At 71.3% G+C, this 20,897-nt stretch carries 24 protein-coding genes, 1 tRNA gene and 1 pseudogene; 14 read left to right on the top strand and 12 right to left on the bottom strand.

Annotation, left to right across the window (positions count from 1 at the left end):
• Positions 1 to 5: 5 nt before the first annotated feature.
• From ACOJV9_RS03565 to rsmI, 3 genes are all read right to left on the bottom strand, one after another.
• A complete protein-coding gene (locus ACOJV9_RS03565) occupies positions 6 to 713 on the bottom strand; it encodes a succinate dehydrogenase cytochrome b subunit (RefSeq protein WP_420183804.1) in 708 nt (235 codons plus the stop codon).
• A 135-nt stretch (positions 714 to 848) separates the two neighbouring features.
• The gene (locus tag ACOJV9_RS03560) at positions 849 to 1,715 is read right to left on the bottom strand and encodes an aldo/keto reductase (RefSeq protein WP_420183803.1); all 867 of its coding nucleotides are present in this window, start codon (positions 1,713 to 1,715) and stop codon (positions 849 to 851) included.
• Positions 1,716 to 1,849: 134 nt separating this feature from the next.
• Positions 1,850 to 2,710: a 16S rRNA (cytidine(1402)-2'-O)-methyltransferase gene (gene rsmI, locus ACOJV9_RS03555; protein ID WP_420183802.1), complete on the bottom strand. Its 861-nt coding sequence runs from the start codon at positions 2,708 to 2,710 to the stop codon at positions 1,850 to 1,852.
• Positions 2,711 to 2,761: 51 nt separating this feature from the next.
• On the opposite strand from rsmI, the gene ACOJV9_RS03550 reads away from it, so the two are divergent.
• The 11 genes and pseudogenes from ACOJV9_RS03550 to ACOJV9_RS03500 all read left to right on the top strand — a co-directional run bounded on the left by ACOJV9_RS03550 (position 2,762) and on the right by ACOJV9_RS03500 (position 12,716).
• Positions 2,762 to 4,315: a dolichyl-phosphate-mannose--protein mannosyltransferase gene (locus ACOJV9_RS03550; RefSeq protein ID WP_420183801.1), complete on the top strand. Its 1,554-nt coding sequence runs from the start codon at positions 2,762 to 2,764 to the stop codon at positions 4,313 to 4,315.
• A 44-nt stretch (positions 4,316 to 4,359) separates the two neighbouring features.
• The gene (locus ACOJV9_RS03545; RefSeq protein ID WP_420183800.1) at positions 4,360 to 7,965 is read left to right on the top strand and encodes a TM0106 family RecB-like putative nuclease; all 3,606 of its coding nucleotides are present in this window, start codon (positions 4,360 to 4,362) and stop codon (positions 7,963 to 7,965) included.
• Between the two features lie 279 nt (positions 7,966 to 8,244).
• Positions 8,245 to 8,802 (top strand): ABC transporter substrate-binding protein, encoded by a 558-nt coding sequence (locus ACOJV9_RS03540; RefSeq protein ID WP_420183799.1) that lies wholly within the window; start codon positions 8,245 to 8,247, stop codon positions 8,800 to 8,802.
• 206 nt (positions 8,803 to 9,008) lie between these two features.
• The gene (locus tag ACOJV9_RS03535) at positions 9,009 to 9,332 is read left to right on the top strand and encodes a hypothetical protein (RefSeq protein ID WP_420183798.1); all 324 of its coding nucleotides are present in this window, start codon (positions 9,009 to 9,011) and stop codon (positions 9,330 to 9,332) included.
• 332 nt (positions 9,333 to 9,664) lie between these two features.
• Complete coding sequence (locus ACOJV9_RS03530; RefSeq protein WP_420183797.1) at positions 9,665 to 9,973, top strand: sigma factor; 309 nt, start codon at positions 9,665 to 9,667, stop codon at positions 9,971 to 9,973.
• A 42-nt stretch (positions 9,974 to 10,015) separates the two neighbouring features.
• Positions 10,016 to 10,147, top strand: a pseudogene (locus ACOJV9_RS03525) (sigma factor-like helix-turn-helix DNA-binding protein); the annotation flags it as partial.
• Positions 10,124 to 10,750, top strand: coding sequence for an anti-sigma regulatory factor (locus ACOJV9_RS03520; RefSeq protein ID WP_420184124.1), 627 nt, complete (start codon positions 10,124 to 10,126; stop codon positions 10,748 to 10,750). The pseudogene ACOJV9_RS03525 and the gene ACOJV9_RS03520, both read left to right, overlap by 24 nt.
• A gap of 2 nt (positions 10,751 to 10,752) precedes the next feature.
• Entirely contained in the window at positions 10,753 to 11,649 is an 897-nt protein-coding gene (locus tag ACOJV9_RS03515) for an STAS domain-containing protein (RefSeq protein WP_420183796.1), read from the top strand.
• Positions 11,646 to 12,029: an STAS domain-containing protein gene (locus ACOJV9_RS03510; protein WP_420183795.1), complete on the top strand. Its 384-nt coding sequence runs from the start codon at positions 11,646 to 11,648 to the stop codon at positions 12,027 to 12,029. The genes ACOJV9_RS03515 and ACOJV9_RS03510 overlap by 4 nt, the downstream gene beginning before the upstream one ends.
• On the top strand, positions 12,026 to 12,334 hold the full coding sequence (locus ACOJV9_RS03505) for a phosphatase RsbU N-terminal domain-containing protein (protein WP_420183794.1): 309 nt from the start codon (positions 12,026 to 12,028) through the stop codon (positions 12,332 to 12,334). The genes ACOJV9_RS03510 and ACOJV9_RS03505 overlap by 4 nt, the downstream gene beginning before the upstream one ends.
• Before the next feature lie 40 nt (positions 12,335 to 12,374).
• Positions 12,375 to 12,716 (top strand): DUF2200 domain-containing protein, encoded by a 342-nt coding sequence (locus tag ACOJV9_RS03500; protein WP_420183793.1) that lies wholly within the window; start codon positions 12,375 to 12,377, stop codon positions 12,714 to 12,716.
• A 3-nt stretch (positions 12,717 to 12,719) separates the two neighbouring features.
• Here ACOJV9_RS03500 and ACOJV9_RS03495 read toward each other — a convergent pair whose 3' ends face one another.
• From ACOJV9_RS03495 to ACOJV9_RS03485, 3 genes are read right to left on the bottom strand one after another with little or no spacing between them, the layout of a single operon-like run.
• A complete protein-coding gene (locus ACOJV9_RS03495) occupies positions 12,720 to 13,736 on the bottom strand; it encodes a YihY/virulence factor BrkB family protein (protein WP_420183792.1) in 1,017 nt (338 codons plus the stop codon).
• Between the two features lie 58 nt (positions 13,737 to 13,794).
• The gene (locus ACOJV9_RS03490) at positions 13,795 to 13,971 is read right to left on the bottom strand and encodes a hypothetical protein (protein ID WP_420183791.1); all 177 of its coding nucleotides are present in this window, start codon (positions 13,969 to 13,971) and stop codon (positions 13,795 to 13,797) included.
• On the bottom strand, positions 13,968 to 14,447 hold the full coding sequence (locus ACOJV9_RS03485) for a MarR family winged helix-turn-helix transcriptional regulator (protein WP_420183790.1): 480 nt from the start codon (positions 14,445 to 14,447) through the stop codon (positions 13,968 to 13,970). Before ACOJV9_RS03485 ends, ACOJV9_RS03490 begins: the two co-directional genes overlap by 4 nt.
• A gap of 70 nt (positions 14,448 to 14,517) precedes the next feature.
• On the opposite strand from ACOJV9_RS03485, the gene ACOJV9_RS03480 reads away from it, so the two are divergent.
• Together ACOJV9_RS03480 and ACOJV9_RS03475 are read left to right on the top strand one after the other, a co-directional pair.
• The gene (locus tag ACOJV9_RS03480; RefSeq protein ID WP_420183789.1) at positions 14,518 to 14,706 is read left to right on the top strand and encodes a hypothetical protein; all 189 of its coding nucleotides are present in this window, start codon (positions 14,518 to 14,520) and stop codon (positions 14,704 to 14,706) included.
• 48 nt (positions 14,707 to 14,754) lie between these two features.
• Positions 14,755 to 16,065 carry a PP2C family protein-serine/threonine phosphatase gene (locus tag ACOJV9_RS03475; protein WP_420183788.1) on the top strand — a complete coding sequence of 437 codons (1,311 nt, stop codon included), beginning with the start codon at positions 14,755 to 14,757 and terminating at the stop codon, positions 16,063 to 16,065.
• A gap of 34 nt (positions 16,066 to 16,099) precedes the next feature.
• Here the strand turns inward: ACOJV9_RS03475 and ACOJV9_RS03470 are convergent, their stop codons facing one another.
• A complete protein-coding gene (locus ACOJV9_RS03470) occupies positions 16,100 to 16,519 on the bottom strand; it encodes an ATP-binding protein (protein WP_420183787.1) in 420 nt (139 codons plus the stop codon).
• 237 nt (positions 16,520 to 16,756) lie between these two features.
• A tRNA-Ala gene (locus ACOJV9_RS03465) sits at positions 16,757 to 16,829 on the bottom strand.
• Positions 16,830 to 16,902: 73 nt separating this feature from the next.
• On the opposite strand from ACOJV9_RS03465, the gene ACOJV9_RS03460 reads away from it, so the two are divergent.
• Positions 16,903 to 18,204, top strand: a complete 1,302-nt coding sequence (locus tag ACOJV9_RS03460) for an AI-2E family transporter (RefSeq protein WP_420183786.1) — start codon at positions 16,903 to 16,905, stop codon at positions 18,202 to 18,204.
• A 60-nt stretch (positions 18,205 to 18,264) separates the two neighbouring features.
• Here ACOJV9_RS03460 and ACOJV9_RS03455 read toward each other — a convergent pair whose 3' ends face one another.
• Genes ACOJV9_RS03455 through moaC form a run of 4 tightly spaced genes read right to left on the bottom strand, consistent with a single transcriptional unit; the run spans position 18,265 to position 20,850 of the window.
• The gene (locus tag ACOJV9_RS03455) at positions 18,265 to 19,233 is read right to left on the bottom strand and encodes a hypothetical protein (protein WP_420183785.1); all 969 of its coding nucleotides are present in this window, start codon (positions 19,231 to 19,233) and stop codon (positions 18,265 to 18,267) included.
• Between the two features lie 26 nt (positions 19,234 to 19,259).
• Positions 19,260 to 19,925 (bottom strand): GNAT family N-acetyltransferase, encoded by a 666-nt coding sequence (locus ACOJV9_RS03450; protein ID WP_420183784.1) that lies wholly within the window; start codon positions 19,923 to 19,925, stop codon positions 19,260 to 19,262.
• Positions 19,925 to 20,425: a MogA/MoaB family molybdenum cofactor biosynthesis protein gene (locus ACOJV9_RS03445; RefSeq protein ID WP_420183783.1), complete on the bottom strand. Its 501-nt coding sequence runs from the start codon at positions 20,423 to 20,425 to the stop codon at positions 19,925 to 19,927. The genes ACOJV9_RS03450 and ACOJV9_RS03445 overlap by 1 nt, the downstream gene beginning before the upstream one ends.
• Positions 20,422 to 20,850, bottom strand: a complete 429-nt coding sequence (gene moaC / locus ACOJV9_RS03440; protein ID WP_420184123.1) for a cyclic pyranopterin monophosphate synthase MoaC — start codon at positions 20,848 to 20,850, stop codon at positions 20,422 to 20,424. The genes ACOJV9_RS03445 and moaC overlap by 4 nt, the downstream gene beginning before the upstream one ends.
• Between the last annotated feature and the right edge of the window lie 47 nt (positions 20,851 to 20,897).

Genomic DNA, 20,897 nt, shown 5'->3' with positions numbered 1-20,897 from the left:
CACCTTCAGTCGATCAGGCCGAATGCGATGGACAGCGGCGGGATGAGGAACCCGACCACGATGAGGGCGGCGAGAGCCAGCCCGGCGAGGTGGGCGCGGGCCCGGGCCTTCGGCGTGGAGGTCCAGCCGAGGGTCTGCTGGGCGCTGAAGACACCGTGCCGCAGGTGCTGGAAGAGGGCGACCATCGCGAGCACGTAGATCGCGGTCATCCACCAGACCTGGAAGCTCGCGACGACGAGCTGGTAGGGGTTCGCCGTGACGTCGATGCCCTGCCGGTCGGCGTTGGGCGACACCTTGAGGATCGTGAAGTGGAGCAGGTGCCACACGATGAAGAGCAGGAGGAAGACCCCGCCCCAGCGCATCCACGTCGTCGTTGAGGCCGTCTTCATCGCGGCGTACTTGGTGCGACGGGCACTGCCGGCGCGGCTCCAGAGGGCGAACGCGGCATACACGTGGCCGATGATCGACAGGATCAGCAGCGCGCGGACGATCCAGAGCAGGCCGCCGTACGGGAGCATCGGCTCGCCGAAGGTGCGCAGATGCTCGGCGTAGCCGTTGAACGACTCCTCGCCGGAGAGCGCCTTGAGGTTGCCGTACATGTGCAGCAGGAGGTATCCGACGAAGACCAGGCCGGAGACTGCCATGAGCAGCTTGAGCGCGATCGTCGTGCTCCGCGCCGTCGTCGTGCGCGGGGAGAGCGTCGTCGTGGGCATGGACGAAAGGTACCTCCCCCGACCGGGCCCTTCATGGTCAGGCGGTCCTAAGTCACGTGTGAGATTGGCACGTTACCGGCGCGTATGCTGGCCCACGCAGAGCGTGGGACCCGCGCTCCCCTCCCGCCACCACGCTCAGCCGTCGAGCCGGGCCAGCTCCTCCTCGGTGAGCCGGAGCTCCGCGGCGGCGGCGGAGTCGGTGATCGAGCCCGGCCGCTTGGCTCCCGGGATCGGGATGACGACGGGCGACTGGGCCAGCTCCCACGCCAGCGCGACCTGCTGGGCACTGACGCCACGCGCGGCGGCGACCTCGGCGAAGGCGGGGTGCTTGTCGGCGAGCTCCTTGGCGTCCCCCAGTCCGCCGAGCGGGCTCCACGGGAGGAAGGCGAGCCCGAGCTCCTCGCACACGTCGATCTCCGGACGGCTGCTGCGGAAGGCCGGGCTGAACTGGTTCTGGACGCTGACGAGGGCGTCGCCGAGGACGGCGTGGGCGGCGCGGATCTGCTCGGGGTTCGCGTTGGAGAGGCCGACCCGGGCGACCTTGCCGCTGTCGGCGATTCCCCTGAGGGTCGCGAAGACCTCCTCGTCGGGCACCTCGGGGTCGGGGCGGTGGTGCTGCCACAGGTCCAGCTGCTCGACGCCGAGGCGCTCGAGGCTGGCGTCGACGGCGCGACGCAGGTGCGCTGCCGAGCTGTCGAGGTCCCAGCCGCCGCCGTCGGTGCGCACGTGGCCGCCCTTGGTGGCGAGGACGACGCGGTCGCGCACGCCCAGCTCGTCGAGGATCGAGGCCACGAGCCGCTCGTTCTCGCCCTGCGCGTCGGCTCCCTTCTCGTCACCAGGGCCGTAGGCGTCGGCGGTGTCGAAGAGGGTGACACCGGCGTCGAGCGCCGCGGTGACGGTGTCGAGCAGCTGCTGTCGCGGCTGGGTCCCGCTCTGGTCGAACGTCAGCAGGCCCAGGCCGATGGCGCCGACCTGCATGTCTCCGAGGGTGCGTGTCTGCATGCTCCCAACCTAGCCACCACCACGGCGTATACCGTCCGCGAGGCCTTGACCGACCGGTCGAGATCGGGTGACACGTGGGGAGCCGCCCCGGACCTCGCGCGTGTCGCCCGATCTCGACTCGCCGGGTCCGCCCGTCAGGACTTCTGGGCGGCCAGCGCGGCGTCGTAGAGCACCTTCTTCGACAGGCCCGTGGCCGCGGAGACGTCGGCGCAGACGTCCTTGAGCCGCTCCCCCGCGGCCACCCGGTCGAGCACCGACGTCAGGTTGCTCTCGACGTCCCCCGAGACGGCGTCCGCGCCGGCGACGACGACGGTGATCTCCCCGCGCACCCCGTCGTCGGCCCAGGCGACGAGCTCGACCAGGGTCCCGCGCCGGACCTCCTCGTACGTCTTGGTGAGCTCGCGGCACACCGCCGCCCGTCGGGTTCCCCCGAACGCCTCCTCCATGGCCGCGAGCGACTTCGCGATCCGGTGCGGCGCCTCGAAGAACACCATCGTCCGCTGCTCCCCCGCGAGCGCCCGCAGCGCCCGGATGCGCTCGCTGCCCTTGCGGGGCAGGAACCCCTCGAAGCAGAACCGGTCCACCGGCAACCCGGACACCGCGAGCGCCATGAGCACCGCGGAGGGTCCCGGGACGCACGTCACCCGGACGTCGATCCCGACCGCCGCGGACACGAGCCGGTACCCCGGGTCGGACACGGACGGCATACCGGCGTCGGTGACGACGAGGACGCGGGCGCCCTCGCGAAGTCTCTCCACGAGGTCCGACGTCCGGGACGCCTCGTTGTGCTCGTGGTAGCTGACGACGGACCCGCGGGGGTTGACGTCGAGCGCTTGGCAGAGCCGTCGCAGCCGGCGGGTGTCCTCGGCCGCGATGACATCGGCGGTGGCCAGCTCGTCGGCCAGGCGGGGCGCCGCGTCACGGGGGTCGCCGATCGGCGTCGCCGCGAGGACGAGCACTCCGTCACCGGCGGCCTCGGTCCGAGCCTCAGTCATGGCGCGATCCTCCCACGGGGCCCGCACATCGGCGGTGCCTACGATGTGCCGGTGACCCGGACCGACGAGCTGCGCGCCCGCCTGCTCGGGACTCCCCCCACGGACCGCCTCTGGGGCTGGGTCGGGCCGTTGCTCATCGCCGCGATCGGCGGCTTCCTGCGGTTCTGGCACCTCGGCCGGCCGGACTCGCTCGTGTTCGACGAGACCTACTACGTCAAGCAGGGCTGGTCGCTCGTCGAGCACGGCGTCGAGCTGCGGGTCGCGGACAGCAACGAGAAGGCCGACCGGCTCTGGAACGCCGGAACCGTCGACGTCTTCTCCGATCAGGGCGACATGGTCGTGCACCCGCCGGTCGGCAAGTGGGTCATCGGCGCGGGCGAGTGGCTGTTCGGGCCGACGAGCTCGTTCGGGTGGCGCTTCTCGGTGGCCGTCCTCGGCACGCTGTCGATCCTCATCCTGGGGCGGGTCGCCCGGCGGATGTTCGGCTCGACGGCACTGGGCTGCACCGCCGCGCTGCTGCTTGCCGTCGAGGGCACCCACGTCGCCCTGTCCCGCACCGGCATCCTCGACATGGTCGTGTCGTTCTTCGCGCTCTCCGCCTTCGCCGCGCTCGTCGTCGACCGCGACCGGGCTCGCGAGCGCCTCGCGCAGGTCGTGGGCGGCCGGACCGACGCAACGCCCCTCACCCGCGGTCCGTGGCTCGGGCTCCGGCCGTGGCGCTGGGCCGCCGGGCTCTCCCTCGGACTGTGCGTCTCGACGAAGTGGTCCGGGCTGTTCTTCCTCGCGGTCTTCGGCCTGATGACCGTGTTCTGGGACATGGGTGCCCGGCGTGCCGGCGGAGTCCGCTCCTGGGTCACCGAGGGGCTGCTGAAGGACGGCCCGTATGCCGCGGTGCAGCTCGTCGCGACGTCCGCCGTCGTCTACGTGGCGTCGTGGTCGGGGTGGTTCGCGTCGACCAACGGCTACCACCGGCAGTGGCACACCTTCCACCCGGGCGAGGGCATCCAGTGGCTGCCTGCCGTGCTCCGCAACTGGGTGAAGTACCACCAGGACATGTGGCAGTTCAACACCACGCTCTCCACGCCGCACTCGTACTCCTCGAACCCGTGGGGCTGGATGGTGCAGGCCCGTCCCACGTCGTTCTTCTACGAGGGACCCAAGCGGGGCGAGGACGGCTGCACGGTGGACTCCTGCTCGCAGGCGGTCCACACCATCGGCACCGTCTCGGTCTGGTGGGTCGGCATCGTCGCGCTGCTCGTCTGCGCCTTCTTCTGGGCGGTCCGGCGCGACTGGCGGGCCGGCGCCGCGCTGGCCGGCGTCGTCGCCGGCTACGCCCCGTGGTTCCTCTACCAGCACCGCACCATCTACGCGTTCTACTCGGTCGCGTTCGTGCCCTACGTCGTCCTGGCAGTGACGTTCTGCCTCGGCCTCGTGCTCGGTGGGCGTGCCGCGGCCCGGGAACGACGGCGGATCGGCGTCCTGGTCGTCGGGGGCTACCTGCTCGTGACGATCGCGCTGTTCGCGTGGTTCTACCCGATCCACAGCGGCGAGGTCATCCCGTACGAGCAGTGGCGCCGGCTCATGTGGTTCCCGTCCTGGATCTGAGTCGCTCCATGGAGGTGTCGGCGGGCGTCCCTATCGTGTGAGACATGTTCCTCCTTCGCGACGACGAGCGCCTGGTCCTCAGCCCGAGCGACCTGCGCCTCGCCTCGCAGTGCGAGTTCGCGCTCGTCCGCGAGCTCGACGTCACGCTGGGTCGCGCGCCGCGGCCGGCGAAGGCCGACGAGATGATGATGGAGCGGCTCAAGGAGCTCGGTGACGCGCACGAGCAGCAGGAGCTGCTCCGGCTCTCCGGGGCGCACCCGGGCCGGGTTCGGCAGTTCCCGCGACCCGCCTACGACCTGTCCTCGCTCACGGCGGCGCACGAGACGACGCTCGCGACGCTGCGCGGCGACGACACCGACGTCGTGTTCCAGGCGACGTTCTTCGACGGCGGGCTCGTCGGGCACGCCGACTTCCTCGAGCGCACCGCCGACGGATGGCTCGTGTGCGACACCAAGCTGGCGCGACACGCCTCCGTGCCCGCCCTGCTCCAGATCGCCGCGTATGCCGCACAGCTGCGTGCCGCTGACATCGCCACTGCTCCGGTGGCCCGGCTCGTGCTCGGCAGCGGGCTCACGACCGACCACCTGCTCGACGACATCCTCCCCGTCTACGCTGCGCGCCGCGCCCGTCTCGAGGACGTGCTGAGCGAGCACCGGGCGGAGCCCGGGCCGGCCGTCTGGGCCGACCCGCGCTGGCTGGCGTGCGGGCGCTGCGACGTGTGCGAGGCCGAGGCCGAGGCCGCGCGGGACGTGCTGCTCGTCGCAGGGGTCCGCCTGCCGCAGCGCCGTCGCCTGCTCGAGGCGGGCGTCACGACGATCGACGAGCTCGCGGTGCGCACCGAGCCCGTTCCCGACGTGCGGGAGTCGACGCTGGCACGCCTGCGCGAGCAGGCGCGCCTCCAGCTCGTCCAGGAGTCCGACCCGGACGGCCGGGTGGTGGCCGAGGTCGTCTCCGGTGAGGCGCTGCTGGCGATGCCGGCGCCCAGCGAGGGCGACGTCTTCTTCGACTTCGAGGGCGACCCGCTCTGGTCCGAGCGCGGCTCGCACGACTGGGGCCTCGAGTACCTCTTCGGCATGGTCGAGGTCGACGGCGTCGACCTGGCCGGCGGCGAGAAGCCACGTTTCCGCACCTTCTGGGCGCACGACCGGGCGCAGGAGAAGCAGGCGCTGGTGGACTTCGTCGCCTACCTCCACGCACGGCGCCGGGAGTGGCCGGACCTGCACGTCTACCACTACGCGCCGTACGAGAAGAGCGCGCTCCTCCGCCTCGCCGCCCGCCATGGCGTGTGCGAGGACGACATCGACCAGTTCCTGCGCGACGGGGTCTTCGTCGACCTGTACGCCGTGGTGCGCTCGGCGATCCGCGTCTCGCAGCGCTCCTACTCCCTCAAGAAGCTCGAGCCCCTCTACATGGGTTCCCGCACCGCCGGCGTGGCCAAGGGCGACGACTCGATCGTGGCCTACCACCGGTTCGCCCTGGCCCGGAAGATGGACGACCACGAGACCGCCCGGCGCGAGATCGACGACATCGCCGACTACAACGAGGAGGACTGCGTCTCGACGCTGCTGCTGCGCAACTGGCTCCTGGCGCAGGCGGTTGCGGCGACCGCGCCGACGGGCAGCGCCGGCGGCGCCACCGACTCGCCGTTGGAGGGTGCAGGATCGCCGGCTCAGGCCGACGCACAGGTGCCCAGCGACTCGCGGCTGGCCCTTCTCGACCTCGAGCGGCTCCTCCGTTCGAGCATCGGGGACGTCAAGCCGCAGGACCGGACGCCGGAGCAGCAGACCGTCGCGATGGTCGCGGCCACGCTGCTCTTCCACGCCCGGGAGGACAAGCCCTTCTGGTGGAAGCACTTCGACCGCCTGCGCCTCCCCGTCGGGGAGTGGCTGTCCGACCCGGGCGTCTTCGTCGTCCAGGATCTCGAGGTCGTCGAGGACTGGCGCCGCGACACCCCGAGGCAACGTCCCCGGCGCAGGATCATCGTCAGGGGTGAGCCCATGGGTGGGGTGCTTCTCGGCCCCGGGTCCGAGGTCTCCGCGGTCTATGCCTGCCCCCCACCGCTCGGTGTCGAGGTGCTGCCCGGCCACCTCAACGCGAAGTCGTCGGCGTCCGTCCGGGTCCTCGAAGCCGACGACGTCGTCGCGCCCAACGGGCACATCCACCAGATCCTCACCCTCGAGGAGCTCATGCCCAAGGACGGGGACGAGCACGACTGCGTCCCCGTTGCTGTCGTGCCTGCCGGGATCGTGCGCACAACGAACATCGACGCCGCACTGGAGCGGCTGGCGCGTCGCGTGCAGGCGTCGTTGCCGGAGCTCCCCGCGAGCGCCGGTGTCGACGTGCTGCTCCGTCGTCCGCCGCGCCTGCGCTCGGGTCGACCCCTGCCGGGGGTCGGCGAGGGCGACGACCGCCATGTCCGAGCGATCGAGGCGGCGCTGCTCGACCTCGACCGTTCCGCCCTGTCGGTGCAGGGACCGCCGGGGACCGGCAAGACCTACGTCGCCTCGCAGGTCATCGCCCGTCTCGTGCGCCACCACGGATGGAGGGTCGGCGTGTGCGCCCAGTCGCACGCAGCGATCGAGAACGTCCTCGCAGCGGTCGTCGCAGCAGGGGTGGACCCTGGCAGCGTCGCCAAGATGACCAAGGAGCGGGTCGACCCGCCGTGGACCGACCTCGCCTCGGCCGACGACCTCGCCGGGTTCGCCGCGGAGCAGGCGGGCGGCTACGTCATCGGCGGCACCGCGTGGGACCTGACCAACCCCAAGCGGGTCCAGCCCGGCCAGCTCGACCTCCTCGTGATCGACGAGGCCGGCCAGTACTCCCTGGCCAAGACCCTCGCCGTGGCGGAGTCCGCCGATCGGCTGCTGCTGCTCGGTGACCCCCAGCAGCTGCCGCAGGTCTCACAGGGCACCCACCCTGAGCCGGTCGACGACTCCGCCCTCGGCTGGGTGATCCGGAGCGAACGCGACGACGAGCGGGTGCTGCCCGGCTCGCACGGCTACTTCCTCGAGACGACGTGGCGGATGCACCCGGCCCTCACGGAGCCGGTGTCACGCCTGGCGTACGAAGGCCGGCTGCTCTCGCACGAGGACCGCACCGCCAAGAGGTCCCTCGAGGGCGTCGAGCCCGGCCTGCACGTCAGGATGGTCGAGCACCGCGACCGTGCCCAGTGGTCCCCCGAGGAGGCCGACGTCGTCGTCGAGCTGGTCCGGAACCACGTCGGGCGCTCGTGGCAGGCCTCCCCCGATGACGCTCCGCGCCCGCTCAGCGAGAAGGACGTCCTCGTCATCACGCCCTACAACGCCCAGGTCGGCACCCTGCGCGCGGCCCTCGACGCTGCCGGCTTGCCCGACGTCGCCGTCGGAACGGTCGACAAGTTCCAGGGCCGCGAGGCACCCATCGCGATCGTGTCGATGGCCGCCTCGGCCCACGCGGACGTTCCCCGGGGCATCGGGTTCCTCCTCGACCGGCACCGGCTCAACGTCGCCGTCTCGCGGGCCCAGCACGCGGCCTACCTCGTGCGGTCGACCGTCCTCACCGACTTCTCGCCCCGCACTCCCAGCGACCTCATCGCGCTGGGGGCGTTCCTAGGGCTGTGCGAACGCGCCGTGAGCACGCAGAGACATGCCGTTCCCGCGCACATCGGCTGACGCGACACCCTCTCCAGGCCCCATGGCACGGGCGATCTGCGGCCCTGACGCCTTGAACCGGGTGACATGACGCGGCCCGAACCGGGTTTCTCCGGCTCGGGCCGCGTCATCTCGGCCTCCTACATCACCGATGAGGACAATTTCTCGTCTGGTCCCGCGTCATGCGGGCGGGGGACCGGAGTCTTCTTCACCGTGACGAAAAGCAGCGCAACCGCTTGCTGCAGTCGTCACGCCGAATCGCCTACGGGGCCCGACCCGGTCCCAACGAAGGAGCACGTCATGCTGAAGTCCAAGATTCTCGGTACCGGTACCGCCGTTCTACTCGCGGGTGCCTTGGGCATGGTCCCCGGCGCCGCCTCGGCCAACGCTGCACCCGTCTCCACCGCCAAGGCCGTCGCCGCAGCGCAGCCCGCGGACATGGTCCAGACCGTCACAGGTGCGCTGTCCAACGGCACCACGTTCACCGGCACGCTGAGCGACCTCAGGACCACGGTGGACCGCGCCACCGGCACCCTCAACCTCGTCGGCACGATCACCGGAACCGGTGACACGGCAACAGACGGAGAGAGCTTCACGGCCCCGATCAGCAACCTTGCCACCAACGCGGGGTGCACGATCCTGACCTTGGACCTCGGTCCGCTGTTCCTCGACCTGCTCGGTCTTCAGGTCGACCTCGCGCCGATCAACCTGGACATCACCGCCGTTCCCGGCCCGGGCAACCTGCTCGGCAACCTGCTCTGCGCCGTCGCCGGTCTGCTCGACGGCCCGGGTGGGGCGCTCGGAGGCCTCGCTGCGCTCCTGAACCGGCTCCTGTCCGGTCTCGGCCTCGCGGCCTGAGCGACGCTCATCGTGCCAGTGGCGCCCTGCCCAGACCAGGGCGCCACTGGCGCTTCACCCCGGAGAACCCCCACAGCGCTCCCAGGAGGCACGACATGACCGTGATCGCCTTCCGACCGCGTCCGCCAGCGGGAGACAAAGCCTCCACCGACGGCCAGACCGACTTCACGGGTACCTTCCGGTCACCGCGGGGACGCCTCGGCACAATGACTGGTCAGCTGCGCCTGCAACGGCTGGTGATCACCCCTCGTGGCGCCTTCGTGACGGGCGTCTTCACCGGGGAGCTGCACGAACCCGACGGAACGCTCGTGGGAGTTGACAGCCGACGATGCACCGTCCCCGCAGACCTCGAACGTCGCGATGGTGGGCTGCGCACCGTCGTCCGACCGATGCAGCTGGACCTCATGGGCATCACCGTCCACGTGCGCGCGTTCACCCTGGGAGCAGAGGTGGCGTTCCCCCCTGCCCCCACCCACCTGCCCAGACGGCGTCGCTCCGGTTCCGCCATCAGGGTCGTGCCGTCTCCATGAAGGCTGTCGCGCTCCTCACCCCGGTGCTCGTCCTGGTGCTGCTTCCCCTCCTGCACGTCCTCGAGAACTGGACGCGCCACGAGGCCCGGCCCGCGGCGGTCCGCACGCCTCGACCACACGAAGGGCCACCCCATGCGCGAGCAGACACCACGTCCTGACGAGGTCGGGCTCGTCGCCCCCGTTCCACGGGACCCTCCCCCTCCGCCGGGGTATGTGGAGCCCTTGGCGGGAAGCACTGCCGAGGACACCTTGGGACCGACCTCGGCCATCGACCGGGAAGGCGCAGGTCACACCACCCGTTGAGGGGCCGGGCCGGGCGTAGGGTCACCCTCGTGAGCCACGCGCACCCCCGCGACGAGCCGCAGCCGGACACGGAGCCCTCGGCAGCCGTCGCCGATCTCCTGCCGATGCTGCGGCGCATCGTCGCGGCTCGCGTCGGGGCACACCCGGCAGCCGAGGACGTCGTCCAGGAGACTCTGGTCCGCGTGCTGGCGGCGCAGGACCGCATCGAGCCCGGGATGCTCGAGCCGTACGCGATCACGACGGTGCGCAACGTCATGGCGACCATGTGGCGGGCGAAGGACCGGGACGCCCGCAACCAGCACCGCATGCACGACCCGAGCGAGCCGGACGACGCGTAAGAGGTCGTCGTCGCCTCCGAGGAGCAGTCTGCGGTCAGCGAGGCCCTCGCTCGGCTGACCGACCGCGAGCGACAGATTCTGCTGGCCCACGAGGTGAGTGGCCAGCCGACCCAGTCCTTGGCCGACGAGACCGGCAGCACGGCGGGGGCCGTGGCGGCCCAGCTCAAGCGAGCCCGAGCGCGACTTCGGGTCGAGTACGTCCTCGCCCTCGACGGAGCAGAACCGCCCACCGACCACTGCCGGCCGGTGCTGCTGGCGCTCTCGAGCGCGGACCGCAGACGGCAGCGAGAGCTCGACGCACCGCGCCACCTGCTCGAGTGCGAGCAGTGCGCCCTTCTCAGCGAACCCCTCCTCGGGCGGGGTCCGACGCGAACCGACGAGGTCCACGTCCCGATCAACGCCGACCCCGACATCGTCGCGGCCCGGCAGGCCGCACGCGAGCTCGCTGCCCGTGCCGGGTTCGAGGGCACCGACCTGACGATGCTCGCCACCGCGGTGTCGGAGGTGGCCCGCAACATCGTGCGGTTCACCGACGGCGGTGAGGTGACCATCGAGCTCCTGGAGCGCCCCCAGCGCGGCATCCGTGTCGTGGCGCGGGACACCGGACCGGGCATCGGGGACGTCGGCCGTGCCCTGCAGGACGGCTTCAGCACCTACGACGGCCTCGGCCTCGGACTGCCCGGGTCCCGGCGCCTCATGGACGAGTTCAGCATCGACTCCGACGTCGGTCAGGGGACCACGGTGACGATGACCAAGTGGATCGTGAAGAAGGGATGAGCATGGACGCTCACAACAACGAGGACGCCCCCCAGCAGGAACAGACGGCGCCTTCCGGCGACATGCTGCTCCCGCAGCTCGTCGCGCACCTGCGCGAGCACCGGGCGACGTTGCGCGACGACTGGGTCAAGCGGATCCACGACTCCCACCTGCTCGAGGCGATGACACCGCAGGAGATGGTGGCCGAGACCACGTCGGTCTACGACAACTACGTCGAGGTGCTCGAGACGGGCAGTGTCGAGGCGCTCCAGCACTACGCCCGCGACCTGTCCGAGCGCATCATCCCCCGCGGGGTGGAGACGCACGAGGTCGTCGGCATCGTGCTGCTCCTGCGGGACGTGCTCGCCCGATCGCTGTTCGAGAAGTACCAGGGCGACGTCCGACTGTTGAACCGGGTCCTCGACGCCTACGAGCCGGCGGCGAACCGCATCGCCAACACGGTGGCGGTGAGCTTCGTCGACGAGCGCGAACGGGTCATCCGCCAGCAGCAGGACGCCATCCGCGAGCTGTCCACCCCCGTGCTCCCGGTCCGTGAGCGGCTGCTGATCCTGCCGATCATCGGGGTCCTCGACAGCGAGCGGGCCAAGCAGCTCACCGAGCAGCTCCTCCGGGGGATCCGCACCCATCGGGCCAAGGTCGTCGTCATCGACATCACCGGTGCACCGGACGTCGACGAGACGGTCGCCAACCACCTCGTCCAGACCGTCGACGCATCACGGCTCATGGGCGCCAGCGTCATCATCACCGGGCTGTCCCCGACCATCGCCCAGACCCTCGTGACCATCGGGGTCGACCTCAGCAAGATGAACACCATCGGCGACCTGCAGGGCGGTCTCGAGGAGGCGGAGCGGCTCCTGGGCTACAAGGTCACCCGCAAGGGGGTGACGGACGGCTCGTGAACTCCGGACCGGCTCTCGTCTCCATCCTGCGACAGGGTGACACCCTTGTCGCGTCGGTCCACACTGCCCTCGACGACTCCGAGATGGTCCGGTTCCAGCACGACCTGGTCAGCCAGATCGGTCAGTACCGCGCGCGTGGCGTCATCATCGACGTCGCGGCGCTCGACGTGATCGACAGCTTCGCCTCCCGCACCCTGCAGACCATCGCCGACATCGCGCGCCTGCGTGGTGCCGTCACGGTCATCGTCGGCATCCAGCCGGACGTCGCCTTCGCCATGGTGCGTCTCGGCATGGGGATGGGCGAGGTGGCGACAGCGCTAGACCTCGAGGAGGGGACGGCATACCTGGCCCGGCTCCGCGGGCAGGACGCCCGGCGGTGACGGACGTCGAGGACCTGACCCGGGACTACCGGGCTGCCTTTTTGCGGTACCTGCCGCAGCGCAGCGAGGCCGCGCTGACGTTGGGCTACGAGATCGGCCGCCGCGCCGTGGGAGACGGCCTGAGCCCGCTCGACCTGGTCGGGGTCCACCACGTCGTCCTCGCCGAGGTCCTCGACGACGTCCCCAACGGCGGCGCGGGCGAGGTCGCCCGGGCCGGCTCCGAGTTCCTCCTCGAGGTGCTCGCGACGTTCGACATGGCCTACCGGAGCCTGGGCCGCTCCCCCGGCGACGACCCGTCCCGCTGAGCCGCAACGCCGCTCGCCACCTCCCACTACCCTTCGGAGGATGAGCAGGATCTTCACCACGAGCGTCGCCGCCGTCTATCCGCACTACGTCACCAAGGCGGAGCGCAAGGGCCGCACGAAGGCCGAGGTGGACGAGGTCATCGAGTGGCTGACCGGCTTCGACCGGGCTGCGCTGGACGCGCACCTGGAGGAGGGCACGACGTTCGAGGACTTCTTCGCGCAGGCCCGCCTCAACCCCAAGGTCTCGCTCATCACCGGCACCGTGTGCGGGATCCGCGTGGAGGAGATCGAGGACCCGTTGATGCAGCAGATCCGGTGGCTCGACAAGCTCGTCGACGAGCTCGCCAAAGGCCGGCCGATGAGCAAGGTCCTCAGGTCCTGACGGTCACCGGGCCGCTGACCCCGGCGCAGCGGGCGGGGGCGCCCCCTCGCCCTCGGTCCACTCCGGCGGGTCGAACCCGACGTCGATCTGCTGGTAGCCCTTGAACCGGCTGATCCGGGCCTGCCTCGTGTAGGAGCGACGGTCACCGGCGGTCAGGTCGACGTTGTCGGTGAACGGCGTGAGCAGGGCCCGCGGCCAGAGCCGCTCGTGCCTGACGACGTCGGCCTCGGCCGACAGCACGATGCCCATCGCGGCGACGTGGAAGAAGGCGAAGAGCCCGATGATGATGCCGAAGATGCCGTTGGACGACGAGCTGTTGACGGCCCGCTCCACCAGCCCGACCCCGAAGTACTGCACGACCTGCCACGTCGCGGCCGCACCCAGCGCCCCCAGGGCGACGTCCCTGAGACGCACGTCGACCGCCACACCACGACGCATCGCGAGCGCGAAGACGAGGGCTGTCACGGCATACTGCGCGATGTTGAGCAGTGCTCGGGTGGTCGCCGGATAGGTGAGCAGGCCGGTCGTCGCGATGATCGACAGGCCGGTCGTGAGGACGACGAACAGCAGCACGTTGAGCAGCAGGACGAGGCTGCGCAGTCGGGCCTTGAAGGGGTTCGGCCGCGAGTTGCGCGGGACACCCCACACCGTGTTCATCGTGTACTGGAACGCCTGCCCGATCCCGAGGCCGCCGTAGAGCGCGACGAGGCCGCTGACGACGATCACGAGCGTGCTGCCCTGCAGCGTGCCCGGGTCCCCGAGCTGGTCGCCCAGCACCGGGATCTCCGAGAGGGTCGACTCGAGCAGCCACTGCTGCAGGTCCGGGCGGCTCTGGAGCACCGCGCCGAGGACGGTGGTGAAGATGAGGAGGAGCGGGAAGAACGACAGGAAGGCGTAGTAGGCGATGAGCGCGACGAGGTAGCCCGCCTGGTCGTCGAAGAACTTGTAGACGACGGCGAGCGGGAAGCCGAGGACGGTGTGCTTCCGCTGGAAGCGGTCCACGCGGTCGACGATGCTCACTCGCGCATCACATCACGCCGGCGCCTGCAGGCTCGGGGCGCGCTGACCCCGTGGTCCGTCAGTCCGGTGTCTGGGTCGACTCGCGTCGGGTGCGCTCGGGCTCCTCGGTGCGCTCCTCGGACTCCTCGAGGATGACGCGGGCCTGCTCCTCGGGGTCGTCACTGCCTGCGGCGGCCTCCTCCGGCAGGAGCTGGGCGCGGGTGTGGACGTCGTCCTCGTCAGGTCCGTGGCTCATCGTCCGACGGTACCGGGCTCGAGGCGTGCCGCCGTGATGAGGCGCGTGAGACCGTCGCGCAGCGCCTCGAGCTCTCCGATGTCCATGTCGAGACGGTCGAGGATGGCTGGCGGCACCCTCAGTGCCTCCTCCCGCGCGCGTGCCCCCCGCTCGGTGAGGCGGACCGCCAGCGCCCGGTCGTCGTCGGGGTTGCGCTCTCGGGTGATCATCCCGCTGGCCTCCAACCGCTTGAGCAGCGGCGAGAGCGTGGCCGGCTCGAGACTGAGCCGGCGCCCGAGCTCGTTGACGCGCAGCGGGGCCTGCTCCCACAGCGCGAGCATGACGAGGTACTGCGGATGGGTCAGCCCCAAGGGCTCGAGCAGAGGCCGGTAGAGCGCGATGACGTTGCGGGAGGCGACGGCCAGGGCGAAGCAGACCTGCCGGTCCAGGGCGAGCAGGTCCTGCGCCGGTGCGCTCGTGGGAGGTGTCGCTTTCACGATTTCAGTGTAGGTGAGTTCGGGCGTATCGTTAGTGCCCTAACGTTTGGCACGACCCGAGGGAGACGTCATGGGCACGAAGGCCGACCGCGAGGGCTTGTCCCTCGTCTACCGCATCGGTTGGCGGGTGAGGTATGCCGGGTGGCACGTCTTCGGCCCTGCCGAGCTGGTCGGTCCGTCCGATCCGCACGCACGCCTCCGGCGCGAGCGCCAGGCCAAGGTCGACGCCGCGCGGGCCGCCCGCCTCGCCCGCCCATAGCCGTCGTACACCGGACGTCCTGCGGACTGCGACAGTAGGGTTCGACGCATGGTCCTCGAGGGAGTCGGTGTACGCCCGTCAGTGGATGCCGGACGCATCCTTCGAGCTGCAGAAGCAGCAGCTCCGGTCGAGGCCATCGAACAAGCTGCTCGTGAGCTCGGCCGGGCGTTCGACGCGGTCTCGGTGTCCTTCCTCATCGCTGACCTGTCGGGGCGCGGCCTGGTGCGGTTGGCACACGTGCCGTTGCACCCCGGCCGCCCTGCCAGTCCGTCCTCGTGGATGGTCGGCGAGCGTCGCGCGGACGAGGAGTCGGCGACGGTGCTGCCCTTCGACGGCGGCCCGGCCGAGCAGAGCGTGCGCACCCAGAGCCTGCAGGTCCTGCCCCCGGGTTCCACCGACGATCCGGACCACGCAGGCTTGTGGCGGGTGTTGGCACCGGTCACCGAACGCGGCGAAGCCATCGGTCTCCTGGACCTGCACCTCCCCGAGGAACCCGGCGACGAGGTGCTGGCGCAGGTCGCCGAGCTGGCGCACGCCTTCGCCTTCGTCGTCATGGCCAACCGCCGACACACGGACCTGTTCGAGTGGGGGCAACGCACGAGGTCGTTCAGTCTCTCCGCCGAGATCCAGCAGCGACTGCTGCCCCATGCCCGCACGTGCGAAGCGGCCGCGTTCACGCTGGCTGGGTGGCTGGAGCCAGCCGCCACCATCGGAGGGGACACGTTCGACTACAGCCTGGCCCGTGACCTGCTCCACCTGTCGTTGACCGACGCGATGGGGCACGGCGTCCAGTCGGCGCTCATCGCCAGTGTGTGCATGGGCAGCCTGCGCGGATCGCGCAGGCGGGGAGGCTCCCTGCTCGAACAGGTCCAAGCCGCCAACCAGGCGATCGCCGACCTCGGGTCCGACGAGTACGTCGCCGGGTTGGTCGCCAGGCTGGACCTGCGCACCGCCACCGTGGACGTCGTCAACGCCGGCCACGTCCCGCCCTTCCTCCTGCGCGGCACGGAGGTCCGGCCCCTGGAGCTGCACGTCGACCTCCCCCTCGGCATGTTCAGCGGGACCACCTACGGCACCACGAGCCACGCCCTCGAACCCGGCGACCGCCTGGTCTTCGTCACCGACGGCATGCTCGAGCGTGACGTCTCAGCGGTCGACCTGCCCCGGGCGATCCGCGAGACCAAGGACCTTCACCCGCGTGAGGTCGTCCGTGCCCTGGCCGACGCTGCCCTGGCCGCCGCCGGGAACGGCCTGGAGGACGACGCCACTGTGCTCTGTGTGGACTGGTACGCCAGACACGAACAGCCGAGGGTCGCCGTCGCCGGCGCCGAGCCGCGGTTGGCCAGCGGCCCACTGTAGGCGCTGGGCGAGCTCGTCAGCTGTCCTGCAGCCCCTAGACGTTGACGGGCGAGCCAGTGCTTGCCGGGCTCTCGAGAAACGAAGCCCAGACCGATGACAACCCGTGACGGTCGGTGTCGGTGCCCCACTCGTGGCTCACCAGTTCGACGATCATCAGTCCCCGCCCACTCTCGTCCAGGTCATCGGGGGCCCTGCGGGTCACCGTCGACGCTGAGCTGTCTGTCACAACGATCCTGACCAGACCGTTCGCCCTCGACAGTTCCACGTCGAAGGGTGTCCGCGCATGTTGTATCGCATTGGTCGCCAGCTCGCTGGCCGCCAGCACCATGTCGTCGACCAGATGTGACAGGTCGTGCTCCACCAGGTGCTCGCGCACGAAGGCACGAGCCACGGACGCGCTTGTCGGATCGGAAGGCAACGTGGTCGCGCACGACCACCGTGCGGTCGAGGCCATGCGCCGCTCCTCGCCCTGTCATCGTGGCTGAGACATCGTGGGTCGGTTCTGAGTCTACGGAGGCTGCCTCGTCGGCGGGGGAAGGGGGGAGGCTCGATTCTCGGACACCGCCCGAAGGTGGGACCCGGACACCCGGGGCACACCGGGGGTACGCACGGGCGGGCCGGCTCCGAATGACAACGACGAGACCCCGCCCGACCGAGCACATCGTGCTGGTCGGACGGGGTCCCGGACGGGTGGAGCTGAGGGGATTCGAACCCCTGGCCTTCTCATTGCGAACGAGACGCGCTACCAACTGCGCCACAGCCCCATTGAGCGGCATCACGATAACACCGGGTGCTGCCGGCCACGAAACCGGGACGGGCCGACATACGCTCGACGACATGCGCCTTCGTATGCCGTCCGGCCGGGTCGCTCGGGCCGATCCCGCCGACCTTCCGCGCCTCGGGATGCCGGCTCCCACGGCGGCCCCCGCCGCGGACCCGGGCCATCCCACCGGCGAGGTCGACCCCCACCCTGCCCACCAGCCGGTCGCCTGGCAGGTCCCCTGGGGGGTGCGGACCGCGAGCGAGTGGTCCTGGCGCCTCCTGCTCATCGCGGCCGCCGTGCTCGGCGGCCTGTGGCTCTTCGCCTACCTCTCCGAGGTCACGATCCCGATCGTCGTGGCCCTGCTGCTCGCCGCGCTCCTGCGGCCCGTCACGCGCTTCCTCGCACGAGTGGTCCCGCGCGGCGCCGCGGCCGGCATCACCGTGCTCGGCACGCTGGCGTTCACCATCGGGGCGCTGAGCTTCGTCGGGTCCCAGTTCACCTCGCAGTTCGGCGACATCCGCGAGCAGGTCGGCCAGGGCATCGACGAGGTCCGCGGCTGGTTCCGGGACACCTTCGGCATCAGCGACACCCAGGTCGACGAGTGGATCGACCGTGCCCGCGAGCAGCTCGCCTCCGGCGAGTCCAACGTGGGACAGACGGCCGCGCAGGCCGGCCTGACCGTCACACACCTCCTGGCCGGCTTCTTCATCGCGATGTTCGCGCTCTTCTTCTTCCTCTACGAGGGCGAGCGCATCTGGGCCTGGGTCGTGCGGCTCTTCCCGCGTGACTCCCGCGAGCGCGTCCACTCCTCGGGGATCATCGCCTGGGGCCAGCTGTCGGCGTTCACGCGCGCGACGATCCTCGTCGCGGCCGTCGACGCCCTCGGCATCGGCCTGGTCGCCGCCGTCCTCGGTGTGCCCTTCGCCTCCGGCGTGGCCGTCCTCGTCTTCTTCGGCGCCTTCGTGCCGGTCATCGGTGCGCTCATCTCCGGCGCGGTGCCGGTGCTGCTCGCGCTGGTCGCCTTCGGACCGGTGCAGGCGCTCATCATGCTCGGTGGCGTCATCGCCGTGCAGCAGCTCGAGTCGCACGTGCTCCAGCCGTTCCTCCTCGGGCGCGCGGTCCGCGTCCACCCCCTCGCCGTCATCCTCGGCATCGCCGGCGGTGTCGTGGTCGCCGGCATCATCGGGGCCCTCATCGCGGTCCCCCTCGTCGCCGTCCTCAACGCCGTGGGACACCACCTGCTCGACGGCGACGAGATGCCGGGCCACGCCGACGACCTGCTCACCGCGACGGAGCAGCGCCGGGCGGGCGAGGACGTCGCCGAGCAGCGCCGCCTCGACGAGCAGGCGCTCGAGGAGAAGCTGCCCGGCCGCTGAGGCCCACCCATGACGAACGCCCCGCCGGTCTCGGCGGGGCGTTCGTCATGGGACCGGCGCTCAGGCTCCGGCGATGCGGCGCTGCGGCGCCTCGTCCTCGTATGCCGTCCGCTCGAGTGCCGCTGCCGCTGCCGGCTCCGGCTGCGGGGCCGGGCGCTGGGCGGCGCGGGCCTTCATCGTGTAGGTGGGGCGGGGCACCGGGCGCGGGTCCCAGGTGAGCGGGATGTCGTCCTCGTCGAGCTCCACCACGGCGACCCGGGGCTGCGCGGCGACCGTCTCGGGGGCGGGCTCTGCGGCGTCGCCCGGGGCCGGGGCCTCGGCGGAGACGTCGTAGGGAGCCGGTGCCGGCTCGGACTCGACGGTCGTGAACTGCCCGGCCACCTCGACGGGAACCTCACGGCCCGTCGTCGCCGCGGATGGCTCGGCCTGGGCGCGAGGGGCGGCGGTACGGGCGGGCGCAGCGACCCGCTCGGCGGCGCGGCGGGCGCGGCCACGGGCGGCCCGGCGGGCCCTGGCCTCGGCCTGGACCCCCGCGCGCAGCCAGACGAAGCCACCCACGGCCATGAGCATCGGCACGACGAAGGCCCACCACACGAGGACGCCGACGGCAGCGAGGACGCCGAAGACCGGCGTGCCGGCCAGACCGACGAGCAGGACGATGCCGCGGGTGGCACGGTTGGGGTGCATCGAGGGGAGGTCGGCCTCGACGTGGTGCGGCTCCGGGTCGACGGAGTGCGACCCGACGGAGGCGGCAGCGGTGGCCGGCGACACGGCATACGCCTCGGCTCGCTTGACGGTGACCTCGGGGCGCATGGCGCGCGCCGGACTCACGGCATAGGTGCGCGGGAGGCTGCCACCGTCGTCGACGGAGGGCAGGGGGGCACGGACCTGCAGCACCCGCATCGTCTGCGAGAACGCGTCGACGGACCGGATCGTCGCGAGGTGCTCGCGACGACGCACCCAGTACTGGACGAAGTAGGCACCCCAGATCCCGATGATGACCAGGAAGATCAGGCTGCTCGGCTCCACGACGACGACGGTATGCGTGCGGAGCGTCAGGCGGTCGGACCTGTCGCGGTGTGTCGCCCAAGTGGCTGCTGTGACGAGTGGGTCAGGCGGTCCATCAGGGTCGACCCGGCGAGGTCCTCGGTCGTCAGCGCGAAGGACCGGTGGTCCCGCCAGGCACCGTCGATGTGCAGCATCCGCAGTCGCACGCCCTCGTCACGGAAGCCGAGCCGCCGGACCACGGCGAGGCTGGCGGTGTTCTCCGGGCGGATGTTGACCTCGATCCGGTGCAGGCCGAGCACGCCGATGGCGTGGTCGCTGACGAGCGCGAGGGCGGTCGGGATGACGCGCTGCCCGGCGACGGCCTCGGTGACCCAGTAGCCGACCGTGCACGAGCGGAACGAGCCCATGACGATGTTGCTCACGTTGATCTGGCCGATGAGCCGGCCGTCGGTCTCGATGACGAAGGGGAGCATCCGGCCGGCGACGGCCTCCTCCTGGTAGTAGTCGACGAGGTCGTCGAACGTGCGCGGGCCCGTCGGGGGCACCGGCGAGGTCGCGTCCCAGCGGCCGAGCCACTGGCGGTTGGCTGTCCGGATGGAGGAGTACTCGTCCGCGTCCTCCGGCCGCATCGGTCGCAGCAGGATCGACATGCCGGTCGGTGTGGACCCCACGAGGACCTGCGACCAGAGCGGGCGCTGGCGACCCCACCGCATCAGTGGTCACCTCCCGCGACCTGGCTCAGGGCGTGAGCGAGCACGGGCTCGAGGACCGCGAGGGCGTCGCGCACCCCCCCGGTGGACCCGGGCAGGTTGACCACGAGGCTGCGCCCGGCGACGCCGGCCAGCCCGCGCGAGAGCATCGCCGTCGGCACTCCCCCGGCGACACCTGCCGCCCGGATGGCCTCGGCGATCCCGGGCACCGCACGGTCCAGGAGCGGTGCGGTCGCCTCGGGGGTCCCGTCGGTCGGGCTGATCCCGGTGCCCCCGGTCGTGAGCAGCAGGTCCGGACCCAGCGCCAGCGCCGCGTCGAGCGCCTCGGCCACCTCCGCGTCCGCGACCACCGTCGCGTCCTCGACGTCGGCGCCCCACGACCGCAGGGTCTCGACGATGAGCGCGCCCCCCCTGTCGGGGTAGACGCCGGCGGCGGCCCGCGTCGACGCCGTCACGACGACGGCCCGCCGGCCGGCGAGGGGTGGAGCGGCCGAGTCGCTCACGGCTCCACCCAGTCGCCGGAGCGCCCGCCGGACTTCGCGGTCACGCGGACGTCGGTGATGCGAGCGTGCTTGTCGACGGCCTTGACCATGTCGACGAGGGCGAGGGCGGCGACGCTCACCGCGGTGAGCGCCTCCATCTCGATGCCCGTCCGGTCTGCGGTCCGCACCGTGGCGGCGATGTCGACGCCCTCGTCGGTGACGTCGAGGTCGACCGAGGCGGCGTGGACGGCGACGGGGTGCGCGAGCGGGATGAGCTCGGGCGTGCGCTTCACCGCCTGTATGCCGGCCAGCCGGGCGACCGCCAGGGCGTCACCCTTGGGGACGGTCCCGTCGCGCAGGGCGGCGACCGCCTCCGGGGCGAGCAGGACGCGACCCCGGGCGCTGGCCTCGCGGGCGGTCACGGGCTTGGCGGAGACGTCGACCATGTGGGCCGACCCGTCGGCCCTGACGTGCGTCAGGGCACGGGCCGGGT

Origin of the sequence: Knoellia terrae (assembly GCF_048606435.1) — a bacterium.
GTDB classification, from domain to species: domain Bacteria; phylum Actinomycetota; class Actinomycetes; order Actinomycetales; family Dermatophilaceae; genus Knoellia; species Knoellia terrae.
This window is presented reverse-complemented; position numbering and strand designations above follow the sequence as displayed.

What these genes read in the sequence shown, in the direction of transcription:
- ACOJV9_RS03480 (WP_420183789.1), top strand. Translation starts at nt 14,518, where the DNA reads ATGGGCACGAAGGCCGACCGCGAGGGCTTGTCCCTCGTCTACCGCATC.
- ACOJV9_RS03540 (WP_420183799.1), top strand. Translation starts at nt 8,245, where the DNA reads ATGCTGAAGTCCAAGATTCTCGGTACCGGTACCGCCGTTCTACTCGCG.
- ACOJV9_RS03565 (WP_420183804.1), bottom strand. Translation starts at nt 713, where the DNA reads ATGCCCACGACGACGCTCTCCCCGCGCACGACGACGGCGCGGAGCACG.
- ACOJV9_RS03545 (WP_420183800.1), top strand. Translation starts at nt 4,360, where the DNA reads ATGTTCCTCCTTCGCGACGACGAGCGCCTGGTCCTCAGCCCGAGCGAC.
- ACOJV9_RS03535 (WP_420183798.1), top strand. Translation starts at nt 9,009, where the DNA reads ATGACTGGTCAGCTGCGCCTGCAACGGCTGGTGATCACCCCTCGTGGC.
- ACOJV9_RS03515 (WP_420183796.1), top strand. Translation starts at nt 10,753, where the DNA reads ATGGACGCTCACAACAACGAGGACGCCCCCCAGCAGGAACAGACGGCG.
- ACOJV9_RS03450 (WP_420183784.1), bottom strand. Translation starts at nt 19,925, where the DNA reads ATGCGGTGGGGTCGCCAGCGCCCGCTCTGGTCGCAGGTCCTCGTGGGG.
- ACOJV9_RS03560 (WP_420183803.1), bottom strand. Translation starts at nt 1,715, where the DNA reads ATGCAGACACGCACCCTCGGAGACATGCAGGTCGGCGCCATCGGCCTG.
- ACOJV9_RS03470 (WP_420183787.1), bottom strand. Translation starts at nt 16,519, where the DNA reads ATGGCCTCGACCGCACGGTGGTCGTGCGCGACCACGTTGCCTTCCGAT.
- moaC (WP_420184123.1), bottom strand. Translation starts at nt 20,850, where the DNA reads ATGGTCGACGTCTCCGCCAAGCCCGTGACCGCCCGCGAGGCCAGCGCC.
- ACOJV9_RS03475 (WP_420183788.1), top strand. Translation starts at nt 14,755, where the DNA reads ATGGTCCTCGAGGGAGTCGGTGTACGCCCGTCAGTGGATGCCGGACGC.
- ACOJV9_RS03460 (WP_420183786.1), top strand. Translation starts at nt 16,903, where the DNA reads ATGCGCCTTCGTATGCCGTCCGGCCGGGTCGCTCGGGCCGATCCCGCC.
- ACOJV9_RS03500 (WP_420183793.1), top strand. Translation starts at nt 12,375, where the DNA reads ATGAGCAGGATCTTCACCACGAGCGTCGCCGCCGTCTATCCGCACTAC.
- rsmI (WP_420183802.1), bottom strand. Translation starts at nt 2,710, where the DNA reads ATGACTGAGGCTCGGACCGAGGCCGCCGGTGACGGAGTGCTCGTCCTC.
- ACOJV9_RS03490 (WP_420183791.1), bottom strand. Translation starts at nt 13,971, where the DNA reads ATGAGCCACGGACCTGACGAGGACGACGTCCACACCCGCGCCCAGCTC.